The organism is Bacillus sp. ok061 (genome assembly GCF_900108285.1).
Lineage (GTDB): Bacteria > Bacillota > Bacilli > Bacillales > Bacillaceae_G > Bacillus_A > Bacillus_A thuringiensis_S.
This window is the reverse complement of record NZ_FNUW01000002.1, coordinates 206,211-230,543: the sequence shown is the minus strand read 5'-3', so window position 1 is coordinate 230,543 and position 24,333 is coordinate 206,211. Positions and strand designations below refer to the sequence as shown.

The following is a 24,333-nucleotide window of genomic DNA, read 5'->3' as shown; positions in this document are numbered from 1 at the left end:
TCAACATAAAATTAGAATTTTCAGTTTTTATTCTTATAAAAATCTATTATAATAAAGTTAATAAATGTTTGACCTCTCCTAATTCATGTACATATGGATGATCAGTAGTCGCTGCTACTGATCTATTTTTTTGCTCCATATTTCCACGAGTAGTTCATTATTTTATTCGCCAAGCCATTAACTCACCAGGTCAATCTAATAAAGGCTTAGTAGTGCTAATCCTAGACCCTCTCCTCATAAAATATAATTCTATTAAAAAACGGATCAATCACAGTTAATTCCATTGTATCCCACGGTGTGCTCTCTATATCAGGTTTTGCATAGGCATAATCTTTACTTGATAAACTAGTATAATAACTTTTTAACCCCTCTATTTTCACGCGAATCGCACCGCCTGGCGAAGCATCCCCATGATGTTCTGATAAATGTATTACAGCATCATGTAACGAAATTTGTATATATAATGGCATATGTTCCTCATACCGATGTTCCCAATCCATTTTAAACCCTAAAAAATCTAAGTAAAATAGCTTTGCTTTTTCAACATCAAAAATTCTAAATATAGGTGTAATCATTTATTATCTCCTCCTATTTATAAACATCTGCCGCCAATTCCCTCAAAACATCAACATTCACTACTTCAAAGCAACCATTGTTCTTTTTTATAATCTCTTTATCACAAAAAACATTTAATGTACGTAATAGGTGTCGATAACTCGTTCCTAACAATTCAGCTGTCTCTGTTAAATTCCCACTAAATACAATTCGATTTCCGTGCTGCACCGCTCGTTCCCCTGCTGCTAACATGTAACTCGCAAGTCTATTTTCAAGTGGATATAGTAAATTAATTGTACTATTTTTTGAAAGTCGATTTAACTTATGTGCTAACGATCCACAAATACATCGTAAAAATTTCGCATCATGAAATAGTTGATTTCTCACTTTTCCTAAAGGTAAACCAACACAATATGAATCTGCCATTACTTGTACGTTTGAAGCAGTCTTTTGAGAATGAATTAACTCCACATCTCCTAACAGCTGCAAACTATCATAAAAACATAGCAATACAGATTTCCCGTTACTTAATGTATTAAACGCTTTCGCTTTTCCTTCAACGAAGAAAAATAAACAATCTATCTCTTCATTTTCTCTACAAATAAACTCATTCTTTTTAAAAAATATGAGTTCCATATACGGTTTCATATCATGACTAAAAAATGAATCAATATTATTTTGTTTCATATAATTTGCTAATTTAATTGAATTACATACTTTCTTCATAGTTCCCCCGCCTTTACAACTACTCCCCATTGTAATCAAAATTTTCTCCTTCCACTATGACATATGTCATAGTAATACACAATTTCAACGTGATACAGTCATTACAAATATGAAATACAAAGGGGATATTACATTGTATAACTTTCTTTCTGTCTTTATTGGTGTGCTCATCGCCGTTATGCTTCCATTGAATGGGATTTTATCTGAGTTAATTGGCAAGTACACAGCGAGCGTTGTCATCCACCTTGTCGGTTTAATTGCAGTTATCTTCATTTTAATCATTAACAAAAATAAAATTTATTTTGATAAAAGCATTCCACTTTTTTTATATAGCGCTGGTGCGATTGGAGTATTCACTGTTCTTTTTAATAATATAAGTTTCTCCGTCCTTGGTGCCTCTATTACGATCGCATTAAGTTTACTCGGTCAATCTATCGCTTCCATCGTTATTGACCATTTCGGCTTATTAGGAATGAAAGTTGCAAAGTTTGAAAAGAAAAAACTAATTGGATTATGTTTCATCTCTTCCGGAATTATAATCATGACAATTTATTAATGGAGGCAAGAAAATGTTATATATTACTATCGCTATTTTAGCTGGTGTTTCTATCGTTGTTGCTAGAATTATTAACGCGAATTTAGCAGCGAAGATTGGAAATTGGGAAGGCACGTTTTTTAATTATATTACTGGATTATTTTTCTCTATGTTATTTTTAATTTTCAGTTCAGATTCATTTTATATTCCTAGCCATACGTTGCAATCTATTCCTATCGCTGTTTACTTAGGCGGATTAGTAGGCGTTATCGTCATCTCGTTATCGAACTATATTACGCCTAAAATATCAGCATTTTATTTAACGTTACTCATCTTTATCGGACAATTATTTGCGGGGACTATCATTGATTTCATCTTGTCACACGAACTATCAATGGGAAAAGTTGTCGGTGGCATTTTCGTACTAATTGGGCTAACTTACAATTTACTCGTAGATCGCCCTGTTAAAACTGTGCAGAATAACCAAGTTCAACTATAATACTTTACGCTTACCTATCATATATTAATAGAAAAGCTCTTTATACGAAGTAATAGAGAGGAGAATATTCTATTAAGAAAATCATTTTACTGCTCGGTAGCGTATTGATTATTTTTGGTATCGTATGGTTTTTCAACTTTGGGAAATCTATTCAAGACTTCTATACAGCAAATAAGCCAAAGAAGAAGGCTACTATCATTTCAACTCAAAGAGACCCAAATGAGCCCCCTGTCTTTTTAGGAAAGCAGGAAATAAAAGATATACATGTCGAGTCAATTAAAACAAAAAAAGATATCTTTCTCACAAAAACAGATGAATTAAAAACATTCATTAACAGTATGGATACCGCCAAAAAAGGAAAATTAACATTAGATGAAGAAGGATCAGATTTAATAGATTGTGATATGTGGATTACTTTCGAGGATGGAACTTATAAAAAATATTTCATTTGGGTAGTTGATCATCACAGTAGTGAAGTAATGATCGCTCAGCAAGATACTCTTGATGATGTAAACCTTACGTACTATCAATTAAATGAAGACAGTTCCAAAAAAGTTTATAACTTATTTAAAAAAATTATCTAAACGAAAAAGTCATGAGCAAGTGAGCTCATGACTTTTTGCACTATATATATTCAGGGAACACTTTACATCCCTTTTCCTGCTCTATATCATGCCCAAAGAAAACAATTGGCTTCTCTTTTATCACAACTTCTTTTAAACGTTTAATTGAAGATAAAGCTAATTCTGGATCAAATCCCGCAAATGGCACTTCATCTTCAAAATTTTCTTTTGTATACGATGCATCGATTGTTAATAACACTGGACCAGAGTTCTCTGTCTCAATGAATAGCGACTGATGCCCCGGAGTATGTCCTGGTGTATACAATAATTGAACTCCTGGTACGACTTCATAATCCCCCTCAATGATTTTGTAGTTTAAATTGGGCAATTTACATTCTTTCATATATTCTTCACTATGTTGTGCCGCCTCATATTCAGCACGCTGTACAATGATTGGTGTATTTATAAAAGCGCCATTTCCTCCTGCATGATCAAAATGCAAGTGAGAACTAATAATATAAAGAAGGTCTTCCGGCTCATAACCAACGCGCTTTAAAATATTCACGATTCTATCTTCTTCAGTCATTTTTGGTAAAACCTGTCCTTCGACAAATGTACCGTTAAACAAACCTTCATTATTAACTGCACTTTCTGGCATACCTGTATCTACTAAAATAGGTCCTTCTTCAGTCTCCAAAAGATAACACCAAACCGGTAAGTCTAATAATTTCCCTGGTGTTAATGTACTGTTAACAGAAGAGTGATCTAACATACAACGACCTGCTGGGACGAAATAAAGCTTCTTTACTGTCATTATGTATCCACCTTTACATTTAGTTTGCGATAAAGTAACACAGTAAATGATTCTGCTTTTTAGAAACAAACTCCTTCTACACTTTCATTGCAATATAAATAAAAAAGAGTGTACTTTTTTACATAATGGCATTTCAACATCTATAATAAAAGAAGTAAATGATTCTTACTTTAATGGAGGGATTAGAGATGAAAGCAATTGGTTTACATGAATACTTACCTATTGAAGAGGAAAACAGTTTAATTGATATTGAAGTTGAAAGACCTGTTGCTACAGGAAGAGATATACTCGTTAAAATTAACGCAATTTCCGTTAATCCAGTTGATACAAAAGTTCGCTCTCCGAAAGATAAAAAAGAAGATGTGGCGAAAATACTTGGCTGGGATGCTAGTGGTGTTGTCGTGCAAACTGGCGAAGGTTGTACGTTATTTAAAGAAGGCGACGAAGTGTTTTACGCTGGAAGCATTACGAGGCAAGGTACATATAGTGAATATCATTTAGTTGATGAAAGAATCGTTGGTAAAAAACCAAAAACGTTAAGTAATGCGGAATCTGCAGCAATTCCTTTAACAGCTATTACGGCGTGGGAAGGTTTATTCGAACGTTTGGGCATTGATTATAATAAAAAAGATGAGAATACATTCAAAAACATTTTAATTATTGGCGGAGCTGGTGGTGTTGGCTCGATTGCAATTCAACTTGCGAAATGGGCTGGATTAAATGTAATCACAACTGCATCCCGCACTGAAACGATACACTGGGTTGAAAAATTCGGTGCCGATTATATCATTAACCATCACCAACCTTTACAAGATCAAATATTAGAGTTTGGGCTAAAAGATGTAGATTATATTTTCTGCTTAAACAATACAGATCAACATTGGCAAGCAATATGTGAGCTCATTAAACCACAAGGAAAAATTTGCTCTATCGTAGAAAATGAACATCCTCTTGAGATGAGTATTTTAAAAAGTAAAAGTGCTACACTCGTTTGGGAGTTTATGTTCACAAAAGCGATGTATGAAACTGGCGATATGATTACGCAGCACGAACTATTAAATAAAGTAAGCGAACTATTAGATGAAGGCATTTTAAAGACTACTCTAAACGAAACATTAACACCAATTAAAGCTGAAAACGTAAAGAAAGCACATGCACTGCTTGAAAGCGGAAGTACTATTGGGAAAATCGTTTTAGAAAAGTTTTAATAACAAAAAGTCCGATTTCCAAATCAGAAATCGGACTTTTTACTATCTTTATTTACTTGAAATCTCTTGATTATTTTGAACGTCTAACGGAGCTCGTTTCCCTATTCCGAAAGCATAGAAACTAATTGTAACGATAGCTAAGAAAATAATGCCTACAACTAGTGAAATACGAGTATCATCGTTAAACCACATTCCGATTAACACCATAATTAAAAAGGCAATTGTTAAATAGTTTGTCACAGGAGCAAACGGCATTTTGAACGGATGATCTTTCATCTCTGCTCCCTTTTCTTTTCTAAAATTAATTTGACTAATTAATATGACGAACCATGGTACCATACCAGGAAGTACACTCGCACTATATACATATACGAATAAGTTTTTCGGTGCAATATAGCTTAATACAACACCAACCGCTAAACCGATAATTACACCAACCGTACCAAATAAAGGTACACCATTTCCAGAAAGTTTTGTGAAATATTTCGGTGCTTGTCCATTTACACCTAACGTATACAGCATACGTCCTGCACTATAAATACCACTATTACAACCAGACATTGCCGCTGTAATAACAACGAAGTTAATAAGTCCAGCTGCTGCCGTAATACCAACTTTCGCAAAAGTCGCTACGAACGGGCTACCAATTGTACTTAATTGATCCCACGGATACACAGTTACAATAACGAAAATAGCACCAATATAGAATATTAAAATACGCCAAATTGTACTTTGAATCGCTCTTGTAAGTGTCTTCTTCGGATTTTTCGCTTCACCAGCAGTAATCCCGATTAATTCCACACCTTGATACGCTCCAACTACAAGTGATAATGCAAAGAAGAATCCTGAAAAACCACCTGTAAAGAAACCGCCATTTGACCAAAGGTTAGATATGCCAATCGCTTCTCCTCCGTTACCAATTCCGAAGAAGATAAGGCCAAATCCTGCAATAATCATTAATAGAATCGTAACGATTTTAATCATCGCGAACCAAAATTCAAATTCACCAAATGACTTAACTGAAATTAAGTTAGCTGCACCAAGAATAACCATTGCAATTATACCTGGTATCCAAGCTGGTAAATCCGGGAACCAATATTGCATATACGCTCCAACCGCGATAATTTCTGACATCCCAACGATAACCCACTGGAACCAGTTACTCCAAGCTGTCATATAGCCAGCTAACGGGTGAATATACTTATGACCAAATGTCGCAAATGAGCCTGTACTTGGCTCCATATATAACATTTCTCCCATGGCACGCATGATGAAGAAGATGAAAATACCTGCAATTGCATAAGCAAGCATTACTGACGGACCTGTCCATTTAATTGTGCTGGCTGACCCCATAAACAAACCAACACCAATTGTTCCGCCTAAAGCAATCATTTGAATATGACGTGCTTCTAAACCTCTTTTCAACTCTTTGTTTGCCACTTCACTTCCCCCTCTTAGATGATTCATATCCGCATTTTAAAACAAGATGCTTTCCCCTAATTCCTTTCGGCCCTGAAAATGATGAAGCAAACGTCATTTTACACTAGCTTTAAAGCTATCCTAAAATCGTTTTGTGCTCCTAATAAAATTCTCAAAACCTTTCATCTTCCAATATTCTATAAATCTTAAAATTACTTACCTTATATTAATTCATTAATCTGAAAAATTCAATTATTTTTTCAATAAATTATTATACATAAGTCTGCTTAATTTTTAACTAAATTAACAATAAAATACATCTATTCAATATGATTCCGGTATGAATATTATTACAATATACATAACCGAGGATGGCATTTCTTCCTCGGTTTCACATCTCATGTACTTCAATCTTCATAGTTGATAACTTGATTTCCCAAACGTTAGATTCATATACCAATCAGAAATTTAATATATTAATAAATTACTAACTTCTTTAGTCCAGTCCAATTTTGAGGCATAAAATATAAAAGGGTCTCATTTTTAATGAGACCCTTTTACCATTTCATATTTAAATTGCTTTTGAAGTTTGTTTACCTAAAATAAACACTTTAGTAAACACCATCATAATAACTACAATAACCAGAAAATAAAGTGGCATCACCAGTAACGAGCCCGTATGCAGCTGACTCATTCCCAAAATTGTCACCGTTACAATTATATAGTACCCTAAGCTAAACAATGCACCAGCTGTACCAATAACATCTTGAAAATCTACTAATGCTAAACTTAAACAATTAGGTAACGCTACTCCAATTCCTAATAGCAATATAAACATCGCTACTAAAAATCCAATCATATATATTATATTTGGATTTGATCCAACTGAAGTAATAATAGATAAAACGACTGCTCCACCTGTCATTACAAGACAACCGATATATATAATTTTCTCTGGCTTATAAGTAACCAGTAAACATTTTGAAACTTTCGCTCCAACAATAGAAGCAGACGCAACAACAATTCCTAAAAATCCATACGTACTGGGTGATAACTGAAAGTATTCAATAAAGATAAACGGTGCTTCTGCATAATAGCTAAATAAAACACCATTTGCTCCTCCAATTAATAGCCCATATGTTACTACCTTCGGATTTGTAATTAATCTTTTCAATACTGAAAAGACATTTATTTTATTTGTCACTGAGTCTGTTTTTGTTTCTGGAAGAGAAACAAACGTATACAGAAAAATCCCGACACTCATAACAACTAAACTTAAAAATACTATTTTAAATCCAAACATTTGATCAAGAAAGCCCCCAACTAGCGGGCCTATCGCTGGTGTAAAAGCAATGACTGCCGAAATTTGAGCAAACATAACATGGCGTTTATGCCCATCTACACTTTCCCGAAGAATCGTTTGTGTAACCACGGATCCTGCACTTGCTCCAAACGCTTGAATAAAACGACTTAGCAATAAAACTTCAATGGAATTTGCAATAAAGCATAAGAAACTCCCAGCGCCATATACGACAATTCCAAGTAACATCGCCCGGCGACGACCGATTATATCTGATAACCACCCAATAAAAAATACACCTAAAGCAAATCCAGCAAAATACACACTAAGTGTTAACTGCACCTCATTATTACTTACATGTAACACCTTTGAAATGTCTGGTAAAGACGGTGTGTAAATTGTTTCACTAATTTGCGGAAATGCGACAAGAACAATCATTAACAAAAGTGATGGTACTGAGACTTTTTTCATTTTTCATACCCTCCTATAACTTTGAAAATCTCAGAAGTAAAAAGACTTTCCTAAGCTACGGAACAGGAGGGGCCATTATAGAAATCCGGTCATAAAACAACAAAGAAAACACCTCAATTACGTATGTTAATACTTATAGGAGGGTAATATTAACATTAATTTTAAAACATACTTTTTCAATTATATTACATATTACTTTTACTTTTCTAGTATTAACGTTCGAAGGTTCTTTTTATATTAGTGAACAACTAATACACCCATAGAAGATAACAACTTGATATAAACACCTTATTATGGAATAATTAGAAATAGTTTGAATGTATAAACCTAATTATAAAACGACATCCTATATATTCCCAATGTCATAAAGCTGAACAAGTAGGAGGACTTTCGTAATGATTGAAATTTTAAGAACAGTATTAAACTTTCTAATTTCTCTATTCTCAGGAGAATTACCAATTGTATATTATGTATGGATTATTAGCCTATTCCTAATTCAAATAACCCAATCTACTCTAAACTATAAACTCTTTAACAAGAAAGACAATTTCAGCACTTATATATCAGAAGGATTACTCGCTTTTATTATTTTATTGTTTGGAGGAATATTAGTATCTAAGTTACTTGCTTACATAATAGACGACCCTACTATTAGTATGACGAATTTAACACATTATTTTGTTTCTCTTATCATATTAACTATATTTGTCGTAATAACCTGTGTTAAAGACTTTATAGAAACATCTATAAAGAATAAAAATATATCTCTTTTTAGCTTTTTAGTAATTTCCTTAATAACAAGTATACTTTCATTCAAGTTTTTATCACCTTTAATTGACAGTTCTTTTTCTCTTTCTAAATCTTTTATAAGCACTTTAATCATTCTAGTAACTGTATCCATTCCTCTATTAATCTCTTTAGAGGAAAAATATGCAGATGAAAAGGAAACGGAAAATTTATAGCTTCTCATTTACACAAAAGAAAGAGGGAGCTCCCCTCTTTCTTTTATATCGTCCTATCTTACAAGACTAAATCATTCCTTTTAATATCAATCCTAAAACTGACATTACTATCGCACTAATAATAATTCGCAAAATCCAAGTTGTGTTTGTACTTATTTTTTCTAATTGCTTATTGATTGTTGCTATGTCTTTCTCATTAATAGTGGTACGCGTTTCTAAATTTCGAATGTCTCTCATAATTTCTTTTTGCTCCGCCTTGAGACTGTCAATTTTAGCGTAAACATCTTCCATTTATTCACACCCTCTGTTCATCTTAATAGAAAAATCTATATATATTATGAGACAACCCTCTTACCTGTGAATACATTCCGTATATCCGCGTACCAAATTATTTGTACAATCTAATTGAATTACTCACATGTTTCCATTCTTCTATTTATAAATTAGCGCTGAGATACATTAAAATTAGAAAAGGTATCCCTTGTTTATTTAATAACAAACAAGGTGCAATCCAACATTCGGGAGCACCTACGATAATTTCTATTGTTTTCATATTTACAACTCAATATAATCAGTATGATTTTCTGAAGAATCCACTTTTTGAACTGCTTAAAGTATACTAATATGAATACGAAATAGCTGTATTGATAAACTCTCTAGAACAATAAATATACTGGCTGAAACGGATCTAAATCCGATATTTTTTCCAATAACATTAATGGTTATTTCTAATAAATACGTTTGTATATCATTGTTTTCAAAAATTTCATCCTCAACCTTTACAATATCTGCTTCACAATCTACTTCTTTAAAAGTTTTCAATAATTTTGTTTCCAATAAACTACAATCAAAGTTCTCATCTTTTATTACGGCAAATTTAACCTTCATATCGATTTCCCCATTTTTAAAAAACTAAAATCATTAAATCAATATAAATATATATTATTCTATTAAATAATTCAAAATATACGCTTCTTATATACATTATTAAAAATCAGTTCTAAAGAATTAAATGCAAAAAGAAATCTAGTATTAGGCGTTCCACTGATCTTTGGTATAATTCGTCTCTTAATTATCTCGCTCATTGCGCTTTTTTATTTCCCTCCCTATTTCAACTGAACTTTGTGTAATAATGCATATTTCAAATACATTATTTCCTTTCACTCATACTTTTATCATCGAGTTTTTATTCACAAATTCGTAACACATATATATGAGTTATTATGCTAAAATTAGTTTATTCACAAGAAGAAGTTATTCTTAATAAATCAATAATTTTTAATACCCTGTTTAAAGCCTTGCCCCCCTGCAAGGCTTTTTCCTATTTAACTAGCATAGTATTTTTCGTTATGCATCTCTCCCCTTTCTTCTTTACCCTACAAATAATACTGAATGTTTATTTTAATTTTTCAGCATCTGCACTCGCTCTTTTCGAGAGCTCTTTACCAAATATTCAATCTAATGATAAAATTGACCAAATTAATATTTTCGTCCATCACTGTATCAAAAAGTACAATAAAGTAAAACTTTAATCAGTGGGGGTTTTGTTCATCCCTCACTGATTATCAGCCCTCACCAATCGGGCTTTTACGATTAAGTAAACGCGGGCTTTTTCTTCTATCTACTTACTATTTAAGATTGATAGTTTAATAACAAGATTTAAAAATTCGACTTAAATTCATTGATGAATGGAGAGGTTTATATGAAATTAAAAGACAAAGTAGCAATCATAACTGGTGGTGCAAGTGGAATTGGCGAATCTACTGTTCGTCTTTTTATCGAAGAAGGTGCAAAAGTAGTTATTGCTGACTTTTCTGAACGTGGAAAAGAACTATCAGATGAATTGAATGCACATGGATATAATACGTTATTTATTAAAACTGATGTAACAAAAGAGGAAGATATTAAACAGCTAATTCATGAGACAGTAAGTACATACGGTAAATTAGATATTATGTATGCCAATGCCGGCGTTGCTGATGATGCACCGGCAAACGAATTATCCTATGAAAAGTGGAAAAAAACTATTGATATTAATTTGTCTGGGGTATTCCTTTCTGATAAATATTCGATTGAACAATTCCTTAAACAAGGTACAGGTGGTGTCATCGTTAACGCTGGTTCGATTCATAGTTTTGTTTCATTACCTACCCCAACAGCATACTCCTCTGCAAAAGGTGGTGTGAAACTATTAACTCAAAATTTATGTACTGCCTACGCTAAATATGGAATACGTATTAATGCGGTGTGCCCCGGTTATATTGACACCCCTTTACTTGGTAGTGTTAATCCTCAACAGAAAGAATATTTAGCTTCACTTCATCCACAAGGCAGACTTGGAACACCAGAAGAAGTCGCTAAAGCTGTCTTATTTTTAGCAAGTGATGATGCTAGTTTTGTTAACGGTACAACACTTCTTGTTGATGGAGGCTATACTGCACGTTAATTTAAAAATTTTGAAGCACCCTAAGAAATATATAGTCGTCAACAAGAAAAAGCGCCATCACAAGTGACGGCGCTTTTTCTATGTAAGAGCAACTAGAAGATATCCTTCTAGCCTACTCCCATTTATAAGTCCAAAATTGTTCAAGTTGCAGCCATTTTAATGTTGCTGCATCTTTATTTTTTATTTTTGCATGCGTGTCTTCAAGCATTGCTTCTGTTTGTGAACGGTGGGCACCTAGTGCAGTTAATTTATGATCAAATACTTCACTAATGTTATTTACAACATCCGGTTCTCCTAATACTGCCTCACGATTTTTCGTAATCGCAACAGCATGAATAACTGGGCGCTCTTCTTTTGGCATACGTGATACAGCGCGAACGACAGCGCGGCCAAATGCATTATGATCTGGATGTACACCGTGCTCTGGATAAAATGTAATAATTCGAGATGGATTTACTTCTTGAATTATTGCTTCAATTTTGTCAGCAACAAAATCAACATCTTCAAACTCTAACGTTTTATCATGGAAGCCAAGCATTCTTAAATCTTTAATGCCCATCGCTTCACAAGCATCTTTCAATTCTTTCTCACGGATATTTGGAATCGTTTCACGGTTAGCGAATACATTCTTACCCATGTTACGTCCCATTTGTCCTAGAGTACCACATGCATATGTTACAGGTACTCCTTGATCTGTTAATAAGCGAATTGTTCCTCCCGCAGCATATGCTTCATCATCTGGATGCGGAAATACAACAAGTACATGTCTCTCCATAAGTTTCCCTCCTTCTTACTTAAATGGCGTTAAGCTTAACTCAAGTGCAACTGCTAGACGACCTAAATTATCATGTCCACCTAGTAATAAACGCTCTTGATTGTCTACTTCCCAGTGCGTAATACCTTCAGCATATACCCAACCATGCTCCATTTTCAGACCAACGCGGTATGGGTTCGTTCCAGTTATCTTCCCGCGTTCAAAGCGAATAATTGCATTTCGAATGAAAGCACCAACTGTCATCATCTTTTCATTTATGTGTGATGCATACGCTCCGTTTGTCGTTTCTAAATGAATATATACATCTTTATTTACAAAACGTTCAATTTCATTTTGAATAAGAGAACTATCTTTTACTATTTCCATCGGAATTCACCTCTTTAAACCATTTTACGCAAAAATAATGTAAATTGCTATCTCTATATTAGAGGACAACGCTCACTTTTCCTAATAATTTGCACTGTGTTTTTTATATTTTTTATATGATATGTAAAAAATACATTTTTTCCTTCACTTCGTTAAATAGTTTTCTTTCTTTTTTGAATTTGCTACAATATATTTTATCCCGCATTATTGCAGCGAGATACATTTCTACAATTGAATACATACTTTAAAGAAGGTGACATGATTGGAACAATCAGCACATGAAGTTGCAAATTGGCAATATTATTTTGCAATTGCCGTATTTTTAATCACGTACGGATTTATTATTTCTGAGAAATTGAATCGTGCTGTAATCGCACTATTCGGTGCTGCTATTATGATTATTTTTGGAGTTGTAGATTTACATACTGCTTTCACATCACATATTCAATGGGAAACGATTACCCTTTTAATTGGGATGATGATTCTCGTACATATTACGAGTCAATCAGGCGTCTTTGAATTTGTGGCCATTAAAGCGGCAAAAGCAGCTGGCGGAAAACCGATTCGCATTTTATTATTACTATCCCTATTAACCGCTGTCGGATCAGCATTTTTGGACAACGTAACAACCGTTTTATTAATCGTTCCTGTTACATTATCCATTACACGTATTTTAAAAGTAAATCCTGTGCCTTATTTGATTTCAGAAGTACTATTTTCAAATATAGGCGGAACAGCAACATTAATCGGTGATCCACCTAATATTATGATTGGATCAGCAAACAAACATTTAGACTTTAACGCCTTTTTACTTAACTTAGCTCCAATCGTAATTATTATTTCTATTGTGACACTTGGCATTATTTACTTCATGTATCGTAACAAACTAAAAACAACACCTGAACAAATCGAAAAACTAATGGCATTAAACGAAAAAGATTACATTAAAGATCAAAGCCTCCTTTTAAAATCCATTTCGATTTTAGGACTAACTATTTTAGGCTTCGTACTTCATTCGATTATTCATGTAGACGCTGCTGTTATCGCGATGACAGGCGCTACACTTCTTATGTTAATCGGCGTGAAAGAACATGATATTGAAGATGTATTTGCCCACGTTGAATGGGTAACCATTTTCTTCTTCGCCGGACTATTCGTTCTCGTTGGCGGGTTAATTGATATCGGACTTATCTCTTCACTTGCAAAAGAAGTAATCGACGTAACAAACGGTGACATCGGATTCGCAGCTATACTTATTTTATGGGTATCTGGCATCGCATCTGCGACAATCGACAACATCCCATTTGTCGCAACGATGATCCCGCTTATTCAAGACTTAGCTACAGGACTCGGACTATCTGTCGACTCTCCGCAAATCGAAGTACTATGGTGGGCGTTATCACTTGGAGCTTGCTTAGGAGGAAATGGAACGCTAATCGGAGCATCTGCAAACGTAGTCGTTGCTGGTATTGCAAAACGTGAAGGACATGGATTCTCGTATATGGACTTCTTAAAAATTGGTTTACCGTTAACTATTGTTGCACTCTTGTTATCACATGCTTATATATATTTACGTTATTTAATGTAAAAGTTGTATTGCATGAAATTATATCGTCAAATAAAAAAGGTTTGCAGCATCGTGCTGCAAACCTTTTTTCATCACCAAAATATACCGATAATTGCTAAACCACCTAAAATCATACCACCAATTTGTCCGACAATTGTTGGTGATAATTGAACACCTTTTCTCACTTCAACAACTGGTCTTTCGTGCCTTAGTTGCTGCACTTCACTTTGAAGTTGGTGCACACTTCCGTGTAACTCTTTAATTAGTTCTTTTAATTCGGCGACCTCTTCATTTACTGGTTTTGCTTTTTCTAAGTTCATCTCACATGACTCCTTATAAGTTCAATCAATACACTGTAAATTTTCGCCAATTACCATTATATCTCCTGCATACTACATATATAATTTTGAATGTACTTTCTAACCTTGCAGCTCTATCCATTCATCCCGCAATATCCCCATAATCATACGGTCAAAACACTTCCCATCTCTTTGAACCGCTTCTCTCATACAGCCTTCCATCTGAAAACCCATCTTTTTATACAATGCAATGGCAAGTTTATTATACGAAATAACATCAAGACCGATGCGGTGTAAATTCAATTCATAGAAAGCATACTTTAGAATAAGATGTATTGCTTCTTTCCCATATCCCTTTCCTCTATCATTCGCATCTCCTATACCAATGGCTAATAAACCTGTTCCGTTATTCCACTCTATACCATGAATCGCCACAAAACCAATTAAGCGATCTTCTTGAACTGTCCTTACCATGAAAGAAACACTATTCGATCTCCGTCCTTTTAATAGCCCATCACTTGCTATTTCATTTAAAGATTGCGGGAATGCTACATCTGTATCTACATTTCTTAAATACTCACTATCCTCTTGCCACATAGCCATTACTTTAGCATCAGCTTCTCTAATAGCTGATAATTTAATCGTTTTATTTCGAAAAAGATTCATTGTCATTTCAAACTCCCCTTTTTTTTAATAGCGGGGATACTTATTTTAGCCTATTTATCCCCTTGTTCCATAAACTGCTTTATAAACGGGACACTTACAATAAGCGCTGACATTGGCACATCTCCTCTACATTAAATTAAATTCATTGTATAATTTTTCATTTATTCTAACAATAAAAAAGATCCTCAAAATTCAGAGGATCTTCCTAACGACGAATCGATATTATTTCGTAAACATTTTCTCCGCTTCATCCATTGCCATTTTGTTACCTAAAGCAGAATAGTCAAGCCATGGTTGGTCATTAATAATATATACGTGCTTACCTTTAACAGCTTTTAAATCTTTCCAAATTGGTGTTTCTTGTAGTTGTTTAAATGCAGCTTTCGCTTTATCATCTCTGTTAACGACAACGAAAATAGCATCTGCATCAAAGTCAGGTAATACTTCTTGTGAAATGACTTCGAAAGGACGGTTTCCATCAATTTTCTCTACACCATTTGCAGGTTGTAATCCTAAGTCTTGGAATAAAATTAGTCCCATCGGTCTTTTCGTACTAAATACTCGTAATTCTTTTGCAGTAACGCGAATTGCCATTACTTTTTCGTTATTACCTAACTCTTTATCTATTAAACTTTTTACTCGTTTTGATTGCTCTTCGTAATCTTGAATATATTTATCCGCTTCTTTCTCACGGTTTACAAGTTTACCAACTTGTTTTAAATGATCTCTCCACGTACCTTCATCTAAATTGAAAGAATGTGTTTTTGCAATTTTCTCGTATTTCGCTACATCTTTGCCAGCATATTTTTCATCAACATAAATGTCCGTTGGCTTTAATTGAAGTAACACTTCCATATTCGGATCTGTTACAACACCAAGCTTCTTCGTATCTTTCAACTTCTCTTTAGCATGCGGTAAGAAATCTTTTAAATCTCCACCAATAACAGAACCTACTGGTGTAATTCCTAATGCAAGTAAATTATTTGTTAAATGAATAGACATTGAAGCAATTTTTGGGTCATTACTTTTTTCCTTTTTTTTCGTTGCCTCTTCATTAGCTTTCGTTTGACCGCATGCTGCTAATACTAAAATACACATCACGCTAAATAAAATAGTAAGTTTCTTTTTCATATGTTCTCCTCTTTGAAGTATTTATTTTGTTTTTGTAAGTAAATAAAGAAAATACGGTGCTCCTAAAGCTGCCACTACTACACCAGCCGGAATAGAATTTGGTTCAAATATAGAACGACCTATCGTATCTGCTAGTACTAAAATAATCATTCCGATAATGCCAGCTAAAGGAAGAAAGTGTTGATATGTAGTACCTACTAACTTCCTTGCGATATGCGGAGCAACTAAACCGATAAAACCAATCCCCCCTGCCATCGATACACTTGCGCAAGATAATCCAACCGCTGTAGCTAAAAGTAATAACCGTTCTTTTTGAACAGAAACACCAAGTCCTGCTGCTACACTATCACCTAGTGACAATGCATTTAACGTTTTAGATTTTAGCCACGCATAAGGGGTTAGTATGAAAATCCAAGGTAATAATGCAAGGACATGAATCCAATCCCTTCCCCACACGTTACCAACTAGCCATCTAGAAGCAAATGTATAAGTCTCATCATTTAACTTGAGAGAGAAAAATAACGAAATTGCACTAAAACCAGCTGAAACTGCAATACCAACGAGAATAAGTCTAATGGGAAGTAAACCTTTTGACCGATCACTCGCAAGTAAAATAATAAGAAATGCAGCTAATACTCCTCCGCCAAATGTAAATAACGGTATTAAAATGGATGCACTTTCATTAATAGAATGAAAGAATGTAACGAATATAATTAGCCCGAAAGATGCACCTGAATGCAGTCCAAGAATACCAGGGTCTGCAAGTGCATTACGTGATAATCCTTGCAAAATCGCACCGGAAATCCCAAGGCCAATACCGGCTAACATTGTGATTATAATTCTTGGCATACGATAATCATATAGCACGGTTGCACTCTCAAAATCACCATAACCAAAAAGTGTTTCAATTACTTTAAGTGGCGCTATACTCAGTGTCCCTGTATTTAAACTAATTAAAATTACAGCGATACTTATACATCCGAAGATTGTAGTTACAGCAATAGCTCTCTTTTTATCCGTGTTAAAAAGATCCTTCACTTATAACTCCCTCCCAACTTTACATGCTATATAGAGGAAGAACGGAACTCCAACAAGAGCTACCATAATCCCTATCGCAAGTTCCTTAGGAGGATTTACTGTTCTTGCCCCTAAATCAGCTACAACTAATAACATAGCTCCTAATAATGCTGACATAGGAATAATGAGTCTATAATTAACACCAACTAATTTTCTAGCAATGTGCGGGATAACTAGTCCTACAAATCCAATAGAACCAACAGTCGAAACAGAAACACCTGCCAGAATAACTACTATAATCATCCCTAGTATTCTCGTTCGGTTCGTTTTCACTCCTAAATTTGTAGCAACATCATCCCCCATTGATATGAGTGAAATAGATCGCCCTAACACTATTGCAAAAACAATCGTTATAAGAATAATAGGAACTAAAAATTTCAATTGTTCCCACTTAACGCCTGCAACACCACCAGCGTACCAAAACGCTAAATCTTGGCTTAAATCATAATAAATCGCAACACCTGAACTTAATGAATGTAAAAGCGCTGCCATAACCGCTCCAGCAATCGTTAACCTCATTGGTGTTAATCCGCCTGATGTTGCTGATCCAATAACAAAAATAAGTACTGTACTTAAGACAGCTCCAATAAAGGAAACAATCATTAAATAGGAATACGGCATATGCGGAAAAAAAGCAAAACTAAGTGCTACTACAAACATCGCACCTGCATTTATTCCGAGTACACCTGCATCAGCTAAAGGATTTCGTGTTACTCCTTGCATAACAGCACCAGCAACTGCAAAAGCTGCTCCTACAACTGCTGCTCCAATCACTCTCGGGAGCCTTAATTCATAAATAATTTGATGCTGCGTTAATTTCGGATTGTAATCCAAAACCGCTGCCCACACCGTTTGTAAATGAATATCCTTTGCACCAAATGAAATGGCTAAAAATATAGATCCAATTAAACATAAAATTGTTAAGCTCATGAAACATATGAACTTAATATGTATCCAGCGGTTACTACCAGCATGTACAGTAGACTTATGTAACATGTTTCATTTCATCCTTTATATTCAGTTGTTTTTTATAATTATTTTTTATTTGTAATTATTATTGATAATAATTATCATTTTCATTTAGATATTATATCCCCACTTTTTTTAAATAGCAAACTATTTTTTTACTTTGCTACAATATTAAAATACTCATTACAATTCCCTTCTAAAACTTACAAATACATGCAAAATAGACTACTGGATTATTTTTAAAATTGTAGTATACTTATTAATTATTTTGATTTTTCCAACAAAAACATCGAAGGTGACACAATGTTCTATATAAAACAACTACTACATTTCACTTACGAGCAAGCATTATCTTGCTTATTCCCAGTCGTTATTTTCTTAACACTAGCCCTTTCAAAAATTGTTTCAATCCCAGGGTTATATCGTTATGATTTCATACTCATCGTATGCCTTCTTATGCAGTGGATTATGTACAAGACTGGACTTGAGACAAAAGACGAATTAAAAGTAATTACTGTCTTTCACCTCATCGGACTCTTTCTAGAAATATATAAAGTTCATTTCGGTTCATGGAGTTATCCTGAAGAGGCATATTCAAAGATTTTTGGGGTCCCGCTTTACAGCGGTTTTATGTATGCTAGTGTCGCAAGTTACATTTGCCAAGCGTGGAGAAGGTTGCATTTACAAATGCATCATTGGCCGAAAGCTATTTTTGCCGTGCCGTTAGGAGCTATGATTTACTTCAATTTTTTCACACACCACTTTACATACGACTTTAGATGGCTATTAACTTTACTACTATTCATTGTTTTCTCTCGCACATTTGTACAATTTTCATTACAAGGCGTTACATATAAAATGCCACTCGTTCTCTCCTTTTTCCTTATCGGTTTCTTCATTTGGATTGCAGAGAATATCGCAACATTTTTCGGAGCATGGCAATATCCAAATCAACGGGAAGCATGGAATCTCGTTCACTTAAGCAAAATTAGTTCATGGTTTTTACTCGTTGTTATTAGCATTATGATTGTTACGCAACTCAAACATTTAAAGGAATCAAAAAGATAATGCTGATTATGTAAAAACAGTTAGCCCATCACTCATTAGAGAGTGATGGGCTTTTTTTAAAAATATTTTTTAAACCGTCCTAATCAAAGGAGTTATAATTTACAAGAGCATAAGCAGTTGCACATTATGAACCACTACTAGCAGAAGATGTTGCTGCAGATGAAGCGGCAATGGTTGCCATCATGGCTGCCTGTTGTGCTTGTATGAGGACTTCTATCATTGTTTGTAAACCTGTGTTGGTAGCTTTACTTTCCTCACCTTTCTGACTTACGAACAGTTGAATAGCAATAAGAATATTTGTATCTGTATGCCAACGGAATAATTTATCCCCCTGCAATTTTTCGATAAATGCTCGAATAGAATGAATCTCTTTTTCTCCGTCCTCGAGTAACGCTAGTAGCCCGATAGCTGGGTAATGCATCTGTTTTACTTTTACCTTTTCTTGCTTTAACAAATTCCATATATTTGTGCATTTTGCAGCTAATAGATCTTCCCTGACATCCTTCTTTAGTGAGAGAATATGACTTAAAAATTGAAGATCATTCCCTTTACGCAAGCCAGCTGTCGCTAGTTTCTGATAAAGGCGTTCCACTCGGTCCATAAGTGTTTCTACATCCTCTGATTGTCCTGCTAATAAAACCGCGAGCGGATAATCATTTGTACTTGTAAGAAAGAGGTGATCCTTTTTCATGCGTTTATATACTTGCATCGAACGCTGAATGTGCGCGCCATGCTGTTCATCTTCTTCTGTTAAAAGCACAGCTGCTGCGAGATAAGTAAATATACTTCGGCTAAAGCCACCAGTGACCAATTTTTCATATAAATCTAAAAACTTCCTAAAAGCTTTCTTGTAATCTGTAAAGTGAATATCTAATGTTGCGGCCACTACAAAACGATGATAAGACTTTAAGTATGAAAACATCCCTACCTGATTCTTAATATAACTACTAATTTCTAAAAAACGTCCGAGATCAAACAATTTATCACTACCTGCATACATAGCAGCAATCATCATTCCTGTTCGAGAATCACTCGTTTTCCATTTTAGTTCTCCCTTTAACTGTCCATATGTATGTGTATATTGTTCCAACTTCTGTTCTAATGTAATCATAGTATTCACCCCTATTTCTAGTTCTTCTCTATTATTATACGTATATTCCATATTTAGGAATACTATAATTAATAATTACACCATAAAAATTATAAAATTCTCTTATCTCTATATATTGTTTTTTATCTTTCTTCATCAGCATCACGATGATAATCCCTAATCCTTCAAGAAGTTATACAAAAAAGGTAGATAATAATTTATCTACCTTTTTTGTATATATTATTTAACATTACATCTGTATTGCTTGTTATATGCAATTAAGACTAAAGAGCTTTAATAATGCGTTCCATCGCTTTCATTTGACCAATATGATCTGCTTCATGATAAAGCATCATACCGTATAGCTCTCCTACTGTTTCCAATCCTAGGAATGGCTCTGGCAGTTTATTTTCAAATGCTTCTGCTGGAATTTCATTAATACGTTTTGCTTGTTCTTTTAATTGAGCCGTTAACACTTCTAACGATGGTCCTTCTGTTTTCCATTTAGATGGTCGTGATCCATACCCAAACATACCTGGATATTCAGTTGGTAATTGTTTAAATTCTTTTCCAAACATGAAAACTTCTGCTGCTGTTAACACGTGACCGATATGCCAACGAATTGTATTGTTAAAACCCTCTGGCTGCGTATCCGCAGTTTTATCATCTAACGTTTCCATAAATTTAAGTAACGCCCCGCGCGTTATTTCAAATTGTTTTAAACCCACTAGTCTATTCATTTTCTCGTTCCCCTTCTTGATGTACAATTTATTATGAACTAATAATGTTCAACTTATTAAAGTTTCACCTTGTTTAATCTATCAGAAACAAATAAGAAATACATCTAATATGCTTATTAAGAATAATAAAAAGGTTCACTCCTCGTAAATATAGAATTACTTACTATGTAAATAAAAGAGGAGTGTACTTGCATGTTACATATTTTAAAACAGCAATATAATCTTATTAGCTCTACAAGAGAAACTCTATTCACATTTTTAGAAGAAATCCCATTAGAAAAATTACATAGCACTGTTCCGAATTTCGGGAGCGGTAGCATTATAAAGACACATATTCATGTAGCCGATTGCTATCGATACTGGCTTGGGTCATTCGCATTCAAGCAAAAAAGAGCAGATTTTTCATTTGCTAGCGATTACGAAATTGAGCATGCAGATGTCGCGAAAGTCCGTGCTAGATTTAAATTAGTAGATGAGACTGTACAACGTTTTTTAGATGAATACAATGATCGTTGGCTTGAAAACATAGCAAATGAAGTGAAATGGCAAAAAGAACCTTGGAGCACAACACCGCTATGGCTTTTAACTCATACGGAGACTCATGAGTTTCATCATAAAGGACAAATTGTATCAATAGCTCGTCATCTTGGATATACTCCTCCTGATACAGACCTTAGTTAATTCAATGGTCCATAATTACTAAAAAAATTAGAATGAATACAAATCGAGCATGTTTTGAAATCCAATCAAAACATGCTCTTAAAATATTCTATCTTACAATCTCCATATCCTCATCAATACCAAATAGTCTCCGCATAATTATATGCATCACTATTCGGAATGGCATGTTTCCCCTGCGCTTGTGCCTTTCTTGGATCTAAATCATATACCATTGGCGTAAAACATGATGTTTGCCCTTTATTCACAACACCATTTCCTCCAGCACTTCCGCAAGTGTATGCCTTTCCATCTGTTTTTCTTACAATTCTTGCATCAGCTTCGTTATTATATACTGCTGCACGAGTTACTGTAACTTTTGCCCATGCTGTCTTACACGTTGTGCTAAATTTTAATTCCACATAAGAATTGGAATCAATCCACTTCTTTTCTTTCGTTACTGCTGATTGATCACAGCTATTGTAATACGGACTTTTCCCATCATACGAATGATCTTCTGCATACGCTTTATCATTACCAGTCGTACTAAACATACTAGTTAAAACGAGCAACGACAGACAAAAACATGCACTTAGCTTTTTCAAAAGTTTCAAAGTATTCCACTCCTTCTTAATAGCGTCCTGTTTTTCCATAACCGTTATTAAACGTAACCGCTTCAGCATCAGCTGTATATCCGAAATCAGCAGTTAAATCAAATACCATTCCTGTATACGTACTCGTTTGCCCTGTTTTAATTGCTCCATTACCACTATTAGAGTCTACTGATTTTTGAAATACACCGTTTTTATATTTATTAATAACAGCGTAAGCATATATCCCTCCAGAAACGGAAGGTGCTGGTTGATCTAAAACAAGCTTAGACCATGCTGCGTGACATTTATTACTGTAACGTAAATACACTGTCCCTACTTTTTTACTACCCTCATACACCGCTGTAGATTTGGCATTAAATCCATCTGCATCACACGTCGTACTTCCCCCGTATACTTTTGTTGTAGCCGGATTTTTCCCGTCATAATAACTACTTAAATCAGTAGCCGCAAATGTACTTCCTTGGAAACTAAATAATACCCCTACACTGGCCACGCTTAATACACATACTTTCATTAACTTTTTAAACATTTTCAATCTCCTCCCTCAAAATAAGTACGTTTAATAAAGACAATCCCCCCTATGTACGCCCCTCCTTTCATACTTCCTAGAGGCATCTTACAGAAATGAATAAACGTTGTAAATTTCCTTATGATTATTGGAATATACGAAGAATTTTACTTATCCTTGTAAGAAAAAAAGTTGAGAAATACACATTTTATATCATTCTTTATTTAAAATATAAAAGAACCGATACTTGTTACATGCAAGCATCGGTTCTTTATACAAAAGTGCCATTTTTTCTTTTATATAAATAAATATTTCTCCACTTAATCTGTTATAAAAAACTCCCTCGTCACATCAATAAATTGCTGTAACGGTGCTGTCATCCACTTATCTTTATGCCAAGCAATTTGCGTAAAAATTGGATTGATAGTATTTTCTAGATGTAACTCTTTTATCGTTCCCTCTCGTATATCTTTTTCTACTACTATTGCTGGCAACACGGCTATACCTAAATCTGCAATAACACATTGTTTAATTGCCTCTACACTAACAAACTCAATTTTATTTGCTGGATACACATCTTCTGTACGAAATAGCTCTTCAAATAAAGTTCGGTACGAGCACCCTAGCTCTGTTAGCAACAGCGTCTCACTTTCTAAATCTTTTGTAGAAACAGAAGTTTGCTCGAGTAAATGATGCCCTGGAGCAGCTACTACTTTTAATTCTTCTTTCATAAGGGGCTCCACATGTAAAACATCTTCTGTTTTACATTCGTCCAAAATAAAGGCAAGATCGACTTTTCCCTCCATCAATTGTTCCTTCGCATCTTTATTGGAATGCGCTGGTTTAAATATAAGCTTTATTTGAGGAAATTGTGCTTTAAACCTCTTTAATATAGAAGGAAGTCTATATGTACATTGGCTTTCTTGCGCACCGATTATTAACGTACCTGCTATTTCTTCATCATCTTTCACAGCCATTTTCGCTTCGTTACTGAGTGCAATCATCTTGTCGGCATATAATTGAAACTTTCTGCCCGCTTCAGTTAAGAAAAGGCGTTTTCCTAATCTTTCAAATAACGGCGTACCTAGCTCAGCTTCTAACGTTTTAATTTGTGCTGTTACGCTCGATTGAGCAAAGTTTAATTTCTTCGCAGTTTGCGTAAAATTCAAAATGTCCGCGGCTATTTTAAATGTAATTAATTGTTTTATCTCCATTTATCGTCCCTCTTTTCAATCGATATTTCCGATTGATTTCATCGAAATAATCTTCTTTGTCTATCGATATTTGTATTGTATGATAAAGAGCATC

Annotated in this window: 28 protein-coding genes; 9 read left to right on the top strand and 19 right to left on the bottom strand. The window is 34.3% G+C overall.

Translation table 11 applies throughout. From position 1 onward, the window contains the following. Positions 1-221 precede the first annotated feature (221 nt). Both C4S65_RS03675 and C4S65_RS03670 read right to left on the bottom strand, forming a co-directional pair. The gene (locus C4S65_RS03675) at positions 222-575 is read right to left on the bottom strand and encodes a glyoxalase superfamily protein (RefSeq protein ID WP_000632415.1); all 354 of its coding nucleotides are present in this window, start codon (positions 573-575) and stop codon (positions 222-224) included. Positions 576-588: 13 nt separating this feature from the next. Continuing rightward, positions 589-1,281, bottom strand: a complete 693-nt coding sequence (locus C4S65_RS03670; protein WP_042973379.1) for a cyclic nucleotide-binding domain-containing protein — start codon at positions 1,279-1,281, stop codon at positions 589-591. Positions 1,282-1,390: 109 nt separating this feature from the next. Here C4S65_RS03670 and C4S65_RS03665 point away from each other — a divergent pair, with 109 nt between their 5' ends. The 3 genes from C4S65_RS03665 (at position 1,391) to C4S65_RS03655 (ending at position 2,899) form a co-directional block, all read left to right on the top strand. Beyond that, entirely contained in the window at positions 1,391-1,837 is a 447-nt protein-coding gene (locus C4S65_RS03665) for a DMT family transporter (RefSeq protein WP_002096403.1), read from the top strand. Positions 1,838-1,850: 13 nt separating this feature from the next. Beyond that, positions 1,851-2,315, top strand: a complete 465-nt coding sequence (locus tag C4S65_RS03660) for a DMT family transporter (RefSeq protein ID WP_000965801.1) — start codon at positions 1,851-1,853, stop codon at positions 2,313-2,315. Between the two features lie 89 nt (positions 2,316-2,404). Next, a complete protein-coding gene (locus tag C4S65_RS03655) occupies positions 2,405-2,899 on the top strand; it encodes a hypothetical protein (protein WP_061666682.1) in 495 nt (164 codons plus the stop codon). 40 nt (positions 2,900-2,939) lie between these two features. Here the strand turns inward: C4S65_RS03655 and aiiA are convergent, their stop codons facing one another. Then, a complete protein-coding gene (aiiA, locus tag C4S65_RS03650; RefSeq protein WP_000216613.1) occupies positions 2,940-3,692 on the bottom strand; it encodes an N-acyl homoserine lactonase AiiA in 753 nt (250 codons plus the stop codon). Positions 3,693-3,880: 188 nt separating this feature from the next. Here aiiA and C4S65_RS03645 point away from each other — a divergent pair, with 188 nt between their 5' ends. Continuing rightward, the gene (locus C4S65_RS03645; protein WP_000643748.1) at positions 3,881-4,900 is read left to right on the top strand and encodes a zinc-binding alcohol dehydrogenase family protein; all 1,020 of its coding nucleotides are present in this window, start codon (positions 3,881-3,883) and stop codon (positions 4,898-4,900) included. A gap of 48 nt (positions 4,901-4,948) precedes the next feature. Here C4S65_RS03645 and C4S65_RS03640 read toward each other — a convergent pair whose 3' ends face one another. Together C4S65_RS03640 and C4S65_RS03635 are read right to left on the bottom strand one after the other, a co-directional pair. Beyond that, positions 4,949-6,340, bottom strand: a complete 1,392-nt coding sequence (locus tag C4S65_RS03640) for an amino acid permease (RefSeq protein ID WP_001284411.1) — start codon at positions 6,338-6,340, stop codon at positions 4,949-4,951. Positions 6,341-6,890: 550 nt separating this feature from the next. Beyond that, the gene (locus tag C4S65_RS03635; protein WP_086406936.1) at positions 6,891-8,090 is read right to left on the bottom strand and encodes a multidrug effflux MFS transporter; all 1,200 of its coding nucleotides are present in this window, start codon (positions 8,088-8,090) and stop codon (positions 6,891-6,893) included. A gap of 395 nt (positions 8,091-8,485) precedes the next feature. On the opposite strand from C4S65_RS03635, the gene C4S65_RS03630 reads away from it, so the two are divergent. Continuing rightward, a complete protein-coding gene (locus C4S65_RS03630; protein ID WP_000570031.1) occupies positions 8,486-9,052 on the top strand; it encodes a DUF5823 family protein in 567 nt (188 codons plus the stop codon). Positions 9,053-9,118: 66 nt separating this feature from the next. Here the strand turns inward: C4S65_RS03630 and C4S65_RS03625 are convergent, their stop codons facing one another. Continuing rightward, positions 9,119-9,343 carry a hemolysin XhlA family protein gene (locus C4S65_RS03625; protein WP_000390463.1) on the bottom strand — a complete coding sequence of 75 codons (225 nt, stop codon included), beginning with the start codon at positions 9,341-9,343 and terminating at the stop codon, positions 9,119-9,121. 318 nt (positions 9,344-9,661) lie between these two features. Continuing rightward, a complete protein-coding gene (locus C4S65_RS03620; RefSeq protein ID WP_000865004.1) occupies positions 9,662-9,940 on the bottom strand; it encodes a hypothetical protein in 279 nt (92 codons plus the stop codon). A gap of 814 nt (positions 9,941-10,754) precedes the next feature. Between C4S65_RS03620 and C4S65_RS03610 the strand changes: the two genes are divergently transcribed. Beyond that, the gene (locus C4S65_RS03610; protein ID WP_098838358.1) at positions 10,755-11,498 is read left to right on the top strand and encodes a glucose 1-dehydrogenase; all 744 of its coding nucleotides are present in this window, start codon (positions 10,755-10,757) and stop codon (positions 11,496-11,498) included. A 112-nt stretch (positions 11,499-11,610) separates the two neighbouring features. Here C4S65_RS03610 and bshB2 read toward each other — a convergent pair whose 3' ends face one another. After that, positions 11,611-12,273, bottom strand: coding sequence for a bacillithiol biosynthesis deacetylase BshB2 (bshB2, locus tag C4S65_RS03605; RefSeq protein ID WP_000439487.1), 663 nt, complete (start codon positions 12,271-12,273; stop codon positions 11,611-11,613). Between the two features lie 15 nt (positions 12,274-12,288). After that, positions 12,289-12,639: a YojF family protein gene (locus C4S65_RS03600; RefSeq protein WP_000407047.1), complete on the bottom strand. Its 351-nt coding sequence runs from the start codon at positions 12,637-12,639 to the stop codon at positions 12,289-12,291. Positions 12,640-12,901: 262 nt separating this feature from the next. On the opposite strand from C4S65_RS03600, the gene C4S65_RS03595 reads away from it, so the two are divergent. Beyond that, positions 12,902-14,227 (top strand): ArsB/NhaD family transporter, encoded by a 1,326-nt coding sequence (locus tag C4S65_RS03595; RefSeq protein ID WP_000437984.1) that lies wholly within the window; start codon positions 12,902-12,904, stop codon positions 14,225-14,227. Positions 14,228-14,298: 71 nt separating this feature from the next. Here C4S65_RS03595 and C4S65_RS03590 read toward each other — a convergent pair whose 3' ends face one another. The 5 genes from C4S65_RS03590 to C4S65_RS03570 form a co-directional block, all read right to left on the bottom strand. Further along, a complete protein-coding gene (locus C4S65_RS03590; protein ID WP_001047304.1) occupies positions 14,299-14,526 on the bottom strand; it encodes a hypothetical protein in 228 nt (75 codons plus the stop codon). A gap of 99 nt (positions 14,527-14,625) precedes the next feature. Next, positions 14,626-15,177, bottom strand: coding sequence for a GNAT family protein (locus C4S65_RS03585; protein WP_000178502.1), 552 nt, complete (start codon positions 15,175-15,177; stop codon positions 14,626-14,628). A gap of 216 nt (positions 15,178-15,393) precedes the next feature. Then, on the bottom strand, positions 15,394-16,302 hold the full coding sequence (locus tag C4S65_RS03580; protein ID WP_098838357.1) for an iron-hydroxamate ABC transporter substrate-binding protein: 909 nt from the start codon (positions 16,300-16,302) through the stop codon (positions 15,394-15,396). Between the two features lie 21 nt (positions 16,303-16,323). Continuing rightward, the gene (locus C4S65_RS03575; protein ID WP_000653810.1) at positions 16,324-17,340 is read right to left on the bottom strand and encodes an iron ABC transporter permease; all 1,017 of its coding nucleotides are present in this window, start codon (positions 17,338-17,340) and stop codon (positions 16,324-16,326) included. Further along, positions 17,341-18,375, bottom strand: coding sequence for an iron ABC transporter permease (locus C4S65_RS03570; RefSeq protein ID WP_098838356.1), 1,035 nt, complete (start codon positions 18,373-18,375; stop codon positions 17,341-17,343). A gap of 276 nt (positions 18,376-18,651) precedes the next feature. Between C4S65_RS03570 and C4S65_RS03565 the strand changes: the two genes are divergently transcribed. Next, the gene (locus C4S65_RS03565) at positions 18,652-19,416 is read left to right on the top strand and encodes a DUF817 domain-containing protein (protein ID WP_000499389.1); all 765 of its coding nucleotides are present in this window, start codon (positions 18,652-18,654) and stop codon (positions 19,414-19,416) included. A gap of 124 nt (positions 19,417-19,540) precedes the next feature. On the opposite strand, the gene C4S65_RS03560 is transcribed toward C4S65_RS03565, so the two are convergent. Both C4S65_RS03560 and C4S65_RS03555 read right to left on the bottom strand, forming a co-directional pair. Continuing rightward, complete coding sequence (locus C4S65_RS03560) at positions 19,541-20,578, bottom strand: DUF4003 domain-containing protein (protein ID WP_140337889.1); 1,038 nt, start codon at positions 20,576-20,578, stop codon at positions 19,541-19,543. Between the two features lie 212 nt (positions 20,579-20,790). Continuing rightward, the gene (locus tag C4S65_RS03555) at positions 20,791-21,246 is read right to left on the bottom strand and encodes a DinB family protein (RefSeq protein WP_001081119.1); all 456 of its coding nucleotides are present in this window, start codon (positions 21,244-21,246) and stop codon (positions 20,791-20,793) included. Positions 21,247-21,438: 192 nt separating this feature from the next. On the opposite strand from C4S65_RS03555, the gene C4S65_RS03550 reads away from it, so the two are divergent. Next, on the top strand, positions 21,439-21,927 hold the full coding sequence (locus tag C4S65_RS03550; RefSeq protein ID WP_000902415.1) for a DinB family protein: 489 nt from the start codon (positions 21,439-21,441) through the stop codon (positions 21,925-21,927). Positions 21,928-22,040: 113 nt separating this feature from the next. Here the strand turns inward: C4S65_RS03550 and C4S65_RS03545 are convergent, their stop codons facing one another. The 3 genes from C4S65_RS03545 to C4S65_RS03535 form a co-directional block, all read right to left on the bottom strand. Beyond that, the gene (locus tag C4S65_RS03545; RefSeq protein ID WP_000771040.1) at positions 22,041-22,517 is read right to left on the bottom strand and encodes a DUF2690 domain-containing protein; all 477 of its coding nucleotides are present in this window, start codon (positions 22,515-22,517) and stop codon (positions 22,041-22,043) included. 16 nt (positions 22,518-22,533) lie between these two features. Then, a complete protein-coding gene (locus C4S65_RS03540) occupies positions 22,534-23,046 on the bottom strand; it encodes a DUF2690 domain-containing protein (RefSeq protein WP_000473755.1) in 513 nt (170 codons plus the stop codon). 299 nt (positions 23,047-23,345) lie between these two features. Further along, positions 23,346-24,239, bottom strand: a complete 894-nt coding sequence (locus C4S65_RS03535; protein ID WP_000403845.1) for a LysR family transcriptional regulator — start codon at positions 24,237-24,239, stop codon at positions 23,346-23,348. Positions 24,240-24,333: the final 94 nt, after the last annotated feature.